The sequence below is a fragment of the Massilia sp. PWRC2 genome (genome assembly GCF_049896725.1).
Classification (GTDB): Bacteria; Pseudomonadota; Gammaproteobacteria; order Burkholderiales; family Burkholderiaceae_D; genus JAFCUW01.
In genome coordinates this window covers 345,008-356,673 of record NZ_JAFCUW010000001.1, presented here as the reverse complement: position 1 = coordinate 356,673, position 11,666 = coordinate 345,008, and the positions used below count along the sequence as shown (strand labels likewise).

11 protein-coding genes are annotated in these 11,666 nt (G+C 61.5%); 6 read left to right on the top strand and 5 right to left on the bottom strand.

Features of this window, described 5'->3' with window-relative positions:
• Positions 1–24: 24 nt before the first annotated feature.
• The 4 genes from ACP7BZ_RS01630 to ACP7BZ_RS01615 all read left to right on the top strand — a co-directional run bounded on the left by ACP7BZ_RS01630 (position 25) and on the right by ACP7BZ_RS01615 (position 2,733).
• Complete coding sequence (locus ACP7BZ_RS01630; RefSeq protein ID WP_426109898.1) at positions 25–381, top strand: KGG domain-containing protein; 357 nt, start codon at positions 25–27, stop codon at positions 379–381.
• 35 nt (positions 382–416) lie between these two features.
• Positions 417–1,052, top strand: a complete 636-nt coding sequence (locus ACP7BZ_RS01625) for a hypothetical protein (RefSeq protein ID WP_426109897.1) — start codon at positions 417–419, stop codon at positions 1,050–1,052.
• 96 nt (positions 1,053–1,148) lie between these two features.
• Positions 1,149–2,267, top strand: a complete 1,119-nt coding sequence (locus tag ACP7BZ_RS01620) for a M14 family metallopeptidase (protein WP_426109896.1) — start codon at positions 1,149–1,151, stop codon at positions 2,265–2,267.
• A 4-nt stretch (positions 2,268–2,271) separates the two neighbouring features.
• Positions 2,272–2,733, top strand: a complete 462-nt coding sequence (locus ACP7BZ_RS01615) for a CYTH domain-containing protein (protein ID WP_426109895.1) — start codon at positions 2,272–2,274, stop codon at positions 2,731–2,733.
• Between the two features lie 24 nt (positions 2,734–2,757).
• Here the strand turns inward: ACP7BZ_RS01615 and ACP7BZ_RS01610 are convergent, their stop codons facing one another.
• The 5 genes from ACP7BZ_RS01610 to ACP7BZ_RS01590 form a co-directional block, all read right to left on the bottom strand.
• Positions 2,758–4,017 (bottom strand): DUF2863 family protein, encoded by a 1,260-nt coding sequence (locus ACP7BZ_RS01610; protein ID WP_426109894.1) that lies wholly within the window; start codon positions 4,015–4,017, stop codon positions 2,758–2,760.
• 203 nt (positions 4,018–4,220) lie between these two features.
• Positions 4,221–6,929, bottom strand: coding sequence for an aconitate hydratase AcnA (gene acnA / locus ACP7BZ_RS01605; protein WP_426109893.1), 2,709 nt, complete (start codon positions 6,927–6,929; stop codon positions 4,221–4,223).
• Between the two features lie 123 nt (positions 6,930–7,052).
• On the bottom strand, positions 7,053–7,661 hold the full coding sequence (locus ACP7BZ_RS01600; protein WP_426109892.1) for a hypothetical protein: 609 nt from the start codon (positions 7,659–7,661) through the stop codon (positions 7,053–7,055).
• A complete protein-coding gene (locus ACP7BZ_RS01595; protein WP_426109891.1) occupies positions 7,652–8,674 on the bottom strand; it encodes an HpcH/HpaI aldolase/citrate lyase family protein in 1,023 nt (340 codons plus the stop codon). The genes ACP7BZ_RS01600 and ACP7BZ_RS01595 overlap by 10 nt, the downstream gene beginning before the upstream one ends.
• Positions 8,675–8,789: 115 nt before the next feature.
• Entirely contained in the window at positions 8,790–9,779 is a 990-nt protein-coding gene (locus ACP7BZ_RS01590; protein WP_426109890.1) for a malate dehydrogenase, read from the bottom strand.
• Positions 9,780–10,134: 355 nt separating this feature from the next.
• Between ACP7BZ_RS01590 and ACP7BZ_RS01585 the strand changes: the two genes are divergently transcribed.
• Together ACP7BZ_RS01585 and sdhC are read left to right on the top strand one after the other, a co-directional pair.
• Positions 10,135–10,926 carry a GntR family transcriptional regulator gene (locus tag ACP7BZ_RS01585; protein WP_426109889.1) on the top strand — a complete coding sequence of 264 codons (792 nt, stop codon included), beginning with the start codon at positions 10,135–10,137 and terminating at the stop codon, positions 10,924–10,926.
• 316 nt (positions 10,927–11,242) lie between these two features.
• Positions 11,243–11,665 carry a succinate dehydrogenase, cytochrome b556 subunit gene (gene sdhC / locus ACP7BZ_RS01580; RefSeq protein ID WP_426109888.1) on the top strand — a complete coding sequence of 141 codons (423 nt, stop codon included), beginning with the start codon at positions 11,243–11,245 and terminating at the stop codon, positions 11,663–11,665.
• The last annotated feature ends 1 nt before the right edge of the window (position 11,666 follow it).

The following is an 11,666-nucleotide window of genomic DNA, read 5'->3' as shown; positions in this document are numbered from 1 at the left end:
GCATTGACATCGATGGGGGGCATCATGGCAACGAGCAATCAGGACAGGGGCAGCAAACAGGGCGGTAGCGAACCGAATCATTCGGGCAGCAATCCAGGCAGCAATCCAGCCATCAAGCAAGGCGACAATCAGAGCGGTACCAAGAACCGGGGTTTCGCTTCGATGGACCCGGCGCGTCAGCGCGAAATTGCCAGCGAAGGTGGCAAGGCGGCGCACCAGAAGGGTACCGCCCACGAATTTACGTCCGAAGAGGCGCGACGTGCGGGCAGCATGAGCCATGGCAACCGGCAGGCGGCGCAGAGCGCGCCACATGCCGGTGCCGGCGCCGGTGCAGCGTCGTCGAAAACGGGCGCTCGTAGCGAGGGTAACAAGCAGTCCTGACGACCACCTGCCGGCCGCCCGCCAACGCGCGGGGCGTGAGCGTGCAGGCCACCGTCAGCCATCGGCAGGCGGTGGCGCCGCTGCGCCCTGTTGTCAGCTGCGTCGTCAGCTGCGCTGTCTGCTGTGTCGCCCGCGGTTTTGGCCCAGAACACCGCGTGAATGCGGTAGAATCGACGCGTTTTTGCGGTCGTTTGCAATCGTTCAATTGGCGCTTGCATGTTGATCGTAAGTTCTTTCTATCGTCCTATTATCCTGCGGGGAATTTTGTGGTGAAACCAGCGCTAATCCGTCAAGTCAAAAGCATGGCCATGTCCTGCGATCGTGTAGGCAACCTGTTGTTGGCCAAATTTTCTTATCAGGCAGGCAAAGATGCCTGCCTGCTGCTGCCGGCGACGATGGTGTTCTGGCTGCTCGATCACATCCCCGTCAACCAGGACCCGCAACTGAAGCAACCGCCGCCGCCGCCGCAGATCACCCAGTTCGACTGGGACGATCCGAGTACCCCGCGCGCCTTCACGGTGCAGTGCAAGGAATTTCCAGAAGCCATACGGATGACGTTTGAACTCGACCGCAAACCCGGCCTGGTGCTGCTGCTCAATCCGTCGAACGTCGAACTGATGCGTCAAATCATGGCGCACTACCACGGCGATTTGACCCGCATCGAAGACTAGGCGCGGGCAGCGTGCCGCAGCGCTGGTCTGCAGTTGCCTGTCCGATTCTTTTGCCCGCTTCACTTCGCCCCTTTCACTTCGCCATATTCTTTCGCCATGACCATTAAAATCAGCCAGATGTTCGATTCGGGATCCATTGAAGTGGTCAGCGTCGACAGCGCCGCCCATATCGATCTCAAGCTGCGCAACGATTCGCACGCCGATATCCGCCAGTGGTTCCATTTCCGCCTTCAAGGCGCGCGCGGCCAGGCGTGCACGCTGCGCTTTCTCAATGCGGGCGCGGCGACCTACCCGAAAGGCTTCGAGGGCTACCAGGTCGCTGCCAGCTACGACAGCGAAACCTGGTTCCGCGTGCCGACCAGCTTCGACGGCCAGGTCATGACGGTGCAGCACACGCCTGAGCGCGACAGCATTTATTACGCCTATTTTGAGCCGTATTCGTGGGAGCGCCATTTGCGCCTGCTCGGTGAAATCGCCGAGCATCGACTGGCGCGCGTGTGCGACATCGGTAGCACCGTCGAAGGGCGCGACATGAACCTGGTGGTCATCGGCGACGAAGCGGCCGAGAAAAAAATCTGGATCATCGCCCGCCAGCATCCGGGCGAGACCATGGCCGAATGGTTTGTCGAAGGCTTGATCGATGCGCTGCTCGACGACGCTTCGCCGATTGCCCGCAAGCTGTTGCAGCGCGCCGTGTTCTACATCGTGCCAAACATGAACCCGGATGGCGCTTTCCGCGGCAACCTGCGCACCAATGCCGCCGGCGCCAACCTCAATCGCGAATGGATGACGCCGTCGGCCGAGCGCAGCCCCGAAGTGTTGTGCGTCAAGCAGAAGATTGCCGAGACGGGCTGCGACATGTTTTTCGACATCCACGGCGATGAAGCGCTGCCCTACAATTTTGTCGCCGGTAACGAGATGCTGGCCAATTTCACCGCCGAGCGCGCCGAGCGCCAGGGCGCGTTCATCGATCGCTACATCAGCGCCAGCCCCGATTTTCAAAAGAAATTTGGTTACGCCGCCAGCAAGTACAACGCCGACATGCTGACCCTGGCCTCGAAATTCATTGGCCACACCTATCAATGCCTGTCGCTGACGCTGGAGATGCCATTCAAGGACAACGCCGACTTGCCCGACCCGTACACCGGCTGGAATGGCGCCCGCAGTAGCGCGCTGGGCGCTGCCATGCTGCAGCCTATCTTGCAGTCGCTGTAAGCGCATGGGCGTCGAAATCGAACGCAAGTTTTTGCTGGCCGGCGACGGCTGGCGCACGCTGGGCGTGGCCGTCGCCATGCGCCAGGGCTACCTGTCGTCTGACAAGGCGCGCGTGGTGCGCGTGCGCATCGAGGGCGAGCAGGCGTATCTGACCATAAAGGGGCAAAGCGTGGGCGCCACCCGCGCCGAGTGGGAGTATGCCATCCCCCTTGCCGATGCCGAACAGTTGCTGCTGCTGTGCGAGCAACCGCTGGTCGAAAAGGTCAGACGGCGCATTGCGCTGGGCCCGCACGTGTGGGAAGTCGACGAATTTTTCGGTGTCAACCAGGGACTGGTGATGGCCGAAATCGAACTGGCGTCCGAACAGCAGGCGTTTGACAAGCCTGCCTGGATCGGCGCCGAAGTGACCGCCGATCCGCGCTATTACAATTCGGCGCTGGTCAAACTGCCGTACACGCGCTGGTAGCCGTCGGCGCGGCGCCGCCGACAATCAATGAAAATGCTCGTTGCCCGCAGGGGCATCGTCCGGCATTTCCGGGTGTACCAGTTCGCCCGTGGGATCGGCAAACAGGGGCGCGCCGCAGTCATCGCAAAACTCGGTCACATAGCGTTCGCCGTGTTTCTTGATGTGGGTGATGCCCGCTTCGTTCAGGCAGGCGACGATGTCGTCGACCGGCGTTTTTTGCGTCTCATCCATGCCCAGCGCGGCCAGTCCTTCGACCGGCGTGCCGTCTTCGTCTTCCTGGCCGTACAGGGGCCAGACGATGCCATACATGACGTCCGCTTCCTGGCGCAGGGTAAAGCCGACGCGGTATTCGTCAATCTGACCGTCGGCATTTTCTTCACCAAAGCCGGCCACCACGGCGCGCAGGTCGGCCGCCTCGATGCCCAGCGTGTGCGTCAGGTAATGAACGGCGGCGCGGATCGACACCGGCCGGATGCGCTTGTCCGCTTCGCGGCAGGCGACATAATAGGCTTCCGGCAGCAGCAGTTCGACGCCGCAGCCGGGCAGCAGGCGGCTGATGCTGGCGCTGGCCTGCTCGCGCCACTGGCCCAGCGCCGCGCTGCGCTCATCGGCAAAACGGGCCAGGTGCTCGCTTTCTTGCCAACGGAAAATCGGTGCGCCTTTTGGCGCCACCACCACGCCCAGCAGGTAGCGCGTATCGGCCAGGAAAGGCGCGGTTTCCGCCTGCTTGGCGGTGGGCTTGACGTGGCTGCCCTTGAACGCCGATTGCGCCAGCTTGTGGGTCATGGCATAGGCTTCGGCATGCGTGTGCGGCAACTGGTCGATCGAATACAAATGGGGCGCCAGCGCCAGCCGCGTGTTGGCAGCGAGCAGGTGGGCGCCGAAATGCGCTGACAGCGTGGTCAGCAGTTCGCCCGGGATGGCGCCGGCACCGATCGAAAAGCGGGTCCAGGCCAGCACGGGCGCCGCTACCAGCAGCGCCTGCCAGGTGGTTTCGACGCCATCGACCAGTTCCGTCATGGTCGACGACTCGCTGACCGCTTCGGCATTTTCCAGCAGCACGTCATAGGCGTTGAGGTCATCTTTGAACAGGCTGTTGAGGGTATTGTCGATGGTGTCCTGGTGGCTCGTCTTGAGCAGCTTTTGCAAGCTCAGTTCAAGCTGCTGCTCGAGCACGCGCTCTTCGAGGCGGCTGCCCGATTGGGAAATTGATTGCGACAGGGCGATCAGGCGCTGGGCTTCGGTGGAGAGCCGGGGAGGGGATGCTTTGAATGGACGACGCATGGCTCTTGAATTAGGTAATGTGTTGCGATGAAAACGACGGTGTGCAGCGACGCGCTGCGCGGCCGCTCTGATTGCGTATTGTAGTTGATTCGGACCGTGGCCATCGCAGGCGCGCGGTGATCGGCCGCGGCGGCGTGCAAAGGAGGGGGCGAAAAAAAACGCCGGACCAGCCGGCGCTTTTGTCACGCAACTGCTGGGGCGCTTTAAGCGGCCAGCAACTGGCGCAAGACGAATGGCAGAATGCCGCCGTGCTTGTAGTAATCGACTTCGATCGGGGTGTCGATACGCAGCAAGACCGTCACTTCCTCGATGTCGCCGTTGGCACGGTGAATGACCAGGGTGGCCAGCTGCTGCGGCTTGATTTCGCCTTCCAGGCCTTTCAGGTCAAACACTTCGGTGCCGGTGATGCCCAGCGTTTCCACGCTGTCGTCGCCGATGAATTGCAGGGGCAGCACGCCCATGCCGACCAGGTTGGAGCGATGGATGCGCTCGAACGAGCGGGTGATGACTGCTTTCACGCCCAACAGCTGGGTGCCCTTGGCCGCCCAGTCGCGCGACGAACCGGTGCCGTATTCTTCGCCGCCGAACACCATGGTCGGCACGCCATCGTCCACATACTTCATGGCAGCGTCATAGATCGACATTTGCTCACCGCTAGGCTGGTGAATGGTGATGCCGCCTTCGACCGCGGAACCGTCGGCCTTGGCCGGGATCATGCGGTTTTTGATACGGACATTGGCGAAGGTGCCGCGCATCATGATTTCGTGGTTACCACGGCGTGAACCGTAGGAATTGAAATCGGCCTTGAGCACGCCCTTGGCTTTGAGCCATTTGCCTGCAGGACCATTTTCCTGGATCGAACCGGCCGGCGAGATGTGGTCGGTGGTGATCGAGTCGCCAAACACGCCGAGCGCGCGGGCGCCGGTGATGCCGGTGGCGGCCGCTTCAGGGACCATCTTGAAATTATCAAAAAATGGTGGCTCGGCGATGTAGGTCGAGGTCGGCCAGTTGTAGACCTGACCCTCGACGGTGCTCACTTTTTCCCACAGCGCGCCGGGGGCGTTCTTGACGTCGGCGTAGTTGCTCTTGAAGACGGCGGCGTTCATGGCGAACTTCATCATGGCAGCGACTTCTTTCGAGGACGGCCAGATGTCGCCCAGGTAGACGTCGCGGCCACCGGTGCCTTTGCCGACCGGTTCGGTCATCAAGTCTTTCGACATGTTGCCGGCGATGGCGTACGCGACCACCAGCGGTGGCGACGCGAGGAAGTTCGAACGGATGTTCGGGTGGATCCGCGCTTCGAAGTTGCGGTTGCCCGACAACACGGCCGAGGCGACGATGTCATGGTCGGCAATCGCCGCATTCAATTCAGGCGTCAGGTCGCCGGCATTGCCGATGCAGGTGGTGCAGCCGTAAGCGGTCACGCCAAAGCCCAGTTGCTCCATGTACGGCAGCAGGCCGGCGGCGGTCAGGTATTCGGTGACCACGCGCGAGCCGGGGGCCAGCGAAGTCTTGATGTGTGGTGCGACGGTCAAGCCCGCTTCGACGGCCTTCTTGGCCAGCAGGCCGGCCGCCAGCATCACGCTCGGGTTCGAGGTGTTGGTGCACGAGGTGATGGCAGCGATCAGGACGTCACCGTTTTTCACGTTCACGCCATTGCTGGTGGTGTAGGTGTGGGTGAGGTCGGCTGCCGCCTTGTTGAAGCCGTTTTCCGTGGTCGGCTTGGAAAACAGTTCGGCGAAATTCGATTTGACGTTGCCCAGTTCGATACGGTCCTGTGGCCGTTTCGGACCTGCCAGCGAAGGCGTGACGGTGCCCAGGTCGAGCGTGACGATGCGGGTGTAATCGATGTCGCCCGCTTTCGGGATACCGTACATGCCCTGCGCCTTGTAGTAATTCTGGAAGGCGGTGATTTCGTCGTCGGTGCGGCCAGTGCCCTGGAAGTATTCGACGGTGGCGTCGTCGACCGGGAAGAAGCCCATGGTGGCGCCGTATTCAGGGGCCATATTGGCGATCGTGGCGCGGTCGGTCAGCGACAGCGATTCGGTGCCTTCGCCGAAGAACTCGACAAACTTGCCGACCACTTTTTCCTTGCGCAGCAATTCGGTGATGGTCAGTACCAGGTCGGTGGCGGTGCAGCCTTCGCGCAGTTGACCCTGCAGGTGCACGCCGATGACGTCGGGGGTGAGGAAATACACCGGTTGACCGAGCATGCCGGCTTCGGCTTCGATGCCGCCGACGCCCCAGCCGACCACGCCGATACCGTTGATCATGGTGGTATGCGAGTCGGTGCCGACCAGGGTGTCAGGGAAATAAGTGCTGCCCTGCTTGTGGACGCCGCGTGCCAGGTACTCGAGGTTGACCTGGTGAACGATGCCGAAGCCGGGCGGCACCACGCCGAAGGTGTCGAACGCTTGCATGCCCCATTTCATGAACTGGTAACGCTCGTTGTTGCGCGAGAATTCCAGTTTCATGTTGAGGTCGAGTGCACCTTTTTCGCGGTAGTGATCGATGGTCACCGAGTGGTCGACCACCAGGTCGACCGGCACCAGCGGCTCGATGTTTTTCGGGTTGATGCCCATCTTGTGGGCGACGTTGCGCATGGCAGCGAGGTCAGCGAGCAAAGGGACGCCGGTAAAGTCTTGCAGCACCACGCGGGCGACGACGAACGGAATTTCGTCGGTGCGGTCGCCATTTGGCGCCCAGCTGGCCAGCTGGCGTACATGCTCTTCGGTGACTTTCTTGCCATCGCAGTTACGCAGCACGGACTCGAGCACGATACGGATCGATACCGGCAGGCGCGAAATGTTCACGCCCAGGCTTTTTTCCAGCGCCGGCAGCGAATAGAACTGGCCCTTCTTGCCAGCCGATAATTTGAAATCCTTGAGCGTGTTCAGGGTGTTGCGGGACATGACCTCTCCTTCAATGTTGTTGGTATAACTGATGCAGTGTCGTTGGTGGACCTGTTTGCTGATGACGGTAATGACGGTAACAACGGTAATGGCACCGGCTGTCAGGCCGGTGCCGGTGCTGATTTAATTGCTTTCAGATTTTTGCTTCGACTTCGGCGGGACTGCCAGGCGGTTGCGTTTTGGCTGCTTGTCGCCGGCGCCGGCCGGCACCACCTTGTCGTGCGCTGCCGACGCTGCGCTATCGGCCGGTTTTTCGGCTTCCTTGGCTGCCAGCTCGATTTTTTCCTGCTCGGCGTTCTTGCACTCGTTGGCCAGCTGGCGGTTCAGTTTGGCGTCGAGCAGCATGCCCTTCGACGGGATGCCGATCCAGATCAGGCCGTAGCTGGTGTTCTGGAAGCGCAGCGCGCCGGTGGTGGTGCCGACCCGTTCGAGGCGGTGAATGCGTTTTTTCCAGCGCAGGGCGATGTGGCTGTCGTCGCCTTCATGCTGGAAAATGGTCAGCGTGTTGCCCAGTTCGCAGCGGTAATCGGTGGTGATGGTGTCGCCATCATCGGCTTCCGATGGGGCACTCGCTTCCTCTTCTTTCGGTTCTGCTTTGGCTTTCTTTTTGGCCGGCGCTTTTTGGGCTGCCATGGCGGTGTTTTCGGCCATGGCAGTAGGGGCGCTGCCCACGCCGAATGCAATCAGGGCGAGGGTAGTGGCAAGGAGAGTTTTTTTCAGGTTCAGGTACATGAATTAGCTTCCGGTAGAGAGGTTGGCGATACGGCAGGCGCCAATAGCGCATTGGCGGAATCGGGCAATGCCAGGCCTGCCAGCCTGGCACGCTGCAACACCGTCCAGTAATAACGGTAACTGGCACGGTCATGCACTCGGCCATGCTGGGCAATCGGGCCCCAGCTGGCAAGCACCGCCTCGTTGAGGATGGCGGCCGCTTCGCTTACTTCCGACAGTCGCGGCGTGAATGCCTTGACGATCGGTTTGATCTGGTCCGGATGGATGCTCCACATGCGCGTGTAGCCAAATTCACCACCGGCGCGGGTGGCGTCATTGGCGACCACGGCCGTGTCGCGGATGTCGGTGGTAACGTTGTGCGACGGCACCTTGCCGTGCGCGTGGCAGGCAGCGGCAATGGCCAGTTTGGCGCGCACCACCAGCGGGTGGGTAAATTGCCCCGGCGTGCGCATGGCCGCGGCCGGCACCGCGCCGTAGTGGGCAGAGACAAAATCCATGATGCCAAACGACAGGCACTCGACCTGGGGCAGGGCGGCAATCTCCCATGCATCGTGCAGGGCGCCATGGGTTTCGATCAGCACGTGCACGGGAATCGCTGCGCGCTGACCGGCCGCCTGCGCCTGCGCGTTGATCGCGGCAATGGCGGCGACGACGTCGGCGACGCTGTCGGCCTTGGGGATGACCAGGTAGGCCAGTCTGGCGGCGGCGGCGCCGACAATGGCTTCGAGGTCGGCAGAAAAATGGGGACTGCGCACATCGTGCACGCGCGCGCCGATGCGGCCGTGGCGGTTGCCGTCGCTGTTGATCAGCTCGGCAACCAGGCGTGCGTGTTCGAGTTCGCAGCCGGTGGCGGCACCGTCTTCGCAATCGAAGGTGATGTCAAACACGGGACCGAGTTCTTGCTGCAACGCCATCGACCTGCGCATCAGTTTGCTCGAACCCGCGTAGTGATCGCAGGCCGGCAGCAACAGCGGTTGGCGTTTGCCCTGAAACAGGGCGTCGGATGGGTGCATGCTGGCAATCAGTGGAGCGAATTTGAATGAGACGGCAGCCGTGCCGCTCGAGGCGGCACGGCGCGGGCGGCGAACCGGCGGGGCAGGGTCTGCCACCGTAGACGCCGCTGGTAACTTAGGCCAGCAGGTGGGCGACGCCGTCGCGCTCTTCGGTCAGTTCCTTGAGCGTCAGGTTGATCCGCTCTTGCGAGAAGGCATCGATGGTCAGGCCCTGGACGATGCTGTACTCGCCATGTTCGACGGTGACCGGGAAACCGAACATGGTGTCTTTCGGAATGCCATACGAACCATCGGACGGGATGCCCATGGTGGTCCATTTGCCGCCCGTACCCAGGTGCCAGTCGTGCATGTGGTCGATGGCGGCGTTGGCGGCCGAGGCGGCCGACGACAGGCCACGCGCTTCGATGATGGCGCCGCCACGTTTACCCACGGTAGGCAGGAAGGTATCGCGGTTCCAGGCGTCGTCGTTGATCATGTCCTTGACCGAAGCGCCATCGATGGTGGCGAAGCGGTAGTCGGCGTACATGCTGGGCGAGTGGTTGCCCCAGACGGCCATTTTTTCGATGGCAGCAACAGGTTTGCCGGTCTTGGCCGCGATTTGCGACAGCGCGCGGTTGTGGTCCAGGCGCAGCATGGCGGTGAAGTTTTTCGCTGGCAGCGATGGTGCCGATTTCATGGCGATGTAGGCATTGGTGTTGGCAGGATTGCCCACCACCAGCACTTTGACGTTGCGCGAAGCGACGGCGTCGAGCGCTTTGCCCTGCACCGTGAAAATCTGTGCGTTCGCCTCGAGCAAGTCCTTGCGTTCCATGCCAGGGCCGCGCGGGCGGGCGCCGACCAGCAGGGCGTAGTCGACATCCTTGAAGGCGGTCAGCGGATCGCTGTGGGCGCTCATGCCGGCCAGCAGGGGGAAGGCGCAGTCGTCGATTTCCATCATCACGCCCTTGAGCGCTTTCTGGGCTTTTTCGTCGGCGATTTCCAGCAATTGCAGAATGACGGGCTGATCTTTGCCGAGCATGTCGCCATTGGCGATGCGAAACAGCAGGGAATAGCCGATCTGGCCGGCGGCGCCGGTGACAGCAACGCGCAGTGGTGTATTAGCCATGAAAATCTCCAAAGTGGGAAAGAAAACAGTCGAATCCGCCGGCGCGCCTTGCAAGACGCCCGCACCGGTCTGTAAAGGGGGCGGTTCGGGAAAACAGACATCATACCAAAATCCCCTGCGCGCGCCTGTCGCATCGGCGCACTGCATCGGCGATGAAAAACGGGTGCAGCGCACGGGCCGGCGCCGCTGTGCGCACGCTGGTGGCCCCGCTGCGGCGGCGCGCAAAACAGGATCGACCGCGAGTGTAGGCTCCTGCGCGACCCCTGTCAATTTATATCATATGTCTTATATAAGACATATAACTTTTCCCATTTTCACTAGACTGGGAAGGGCAATTGTGGTGCAATAGCGGCCTATGAATTCGCTCCCCGCCCCGGGTGCCGACGACGCCAGCAGCCCCACCGGGCCCGCCCCGTCCGCTGGTGCCAGCCTGCCCACCTTTAGCCCGCTCTACCAGCAGATCAAGGCCTTGCTGACGCAATCGCTGCAATCGGGCGAGTGGAAGCCGGGCGAGCTGATGCCCAGCGAAGTGGAGCTGGCCGGCCGTTTCAAGGTCAGCCAGGGCACGGTGCGCAAGGCGATCGATGAGTTATCGGCAGAAAACCTGGTGCTGCGGCGCCAGGGCAAGGGCACGTTTGTCGCCACCCACCACGAAGAGCGTGCCCATTTCCGCTTTTTGAAACTGATGCCCGACGCCGGCGTGCCCCATCATCCCGACAACACGATTATCGATGTCAAGCGCCTGCGCGCGCCGCCCGATGTGGCGGCGCTGCTCAACCTGAAGTCGGGCGACGCCGTGGTCTATATCAAGCGCCTGATGTCGTTCGATGGCGCCCCCACCATCCTGGAAGAGCTGTGGCTGCCTGGCGCCATCTTCAAGGGCCTCACGGCCGAGCGCATCGACCAGTACAAGGGCCCCATGTACGGCCTGTTTGAATCGGAATTTGGCACGCGCATGATCCGCGCCAGCGAAAAGCTGCGCGCCGTGGGGGCATCGGACGATGCCGCCACGCTGCTGGGAGTAGCGCCCGGTTCGCCCCTGCTGCAGGCCGAGCGGGTGTCGTTCACGTATGGCGACAAGGCCGTCGAATTGCGTCGAGGGCAATATTTGACGGTCCACCACCATTATCAAAATGACTTGTCTTGAACAGGTCTTGTCTCGCAGGCAAGGCAAATAGTGGGGTCAATGGCGGTGCAGTGCGCTGCAGCAAAGCGCGTTGGTCGCAGCGCTGTACGGGCGTACGAGGGGCGCACGAGGGGCGCGCCCAGGGTTGCTTGACAGTCAGCATAAAAAGGCTGCCGGGATTAAAATGCTGGCTGTGGCAGCGATGCCGGGGGCAAACGAAGGTGCACGAAGCAGGAAATCACAGAAACTGTGAAGCGTAGATTGTTGCAGTACAACAAATCGCCGGATGGCGGGTTTTTACATTTTGTCTTGTCAGTAGTTTCAATGGAGGTGTTTGATGTCCGAAGCCGTGAGAGAGGCTCCAAAAAAACAGCGGCCACAATTCCGTAACATTCATGTTACCGAGTTGGGCAACTATCGCATGACCCTGGCGGCGATCGTCTCGATCCTGCACCGGATCAGCGGTTTTATAATGTTCGCTGCCTTGCCGGTGATCCTGTACATGCTGCAACAGAGCTTGCTGTCGGAAGACACGTTCAAGTATTTTTCCGGCATCCTGTCGTACCCGCTGTCGAAGCTGGTCCTGCTGGGCTTGTTGTGGGCGTACTACCACCACTTCTGCGCCGGTGTCCGTCACCTGTGCATGGATGTGCATATCGGCATCGAGAAGCAATCGTCGCGCCAGAGCGCTGCCACGGTGCTGGTCATCAGCCTGCTGCTGACCTTCATTACCGCCCTCAAACTGTTCGGAGTGTTCTGAG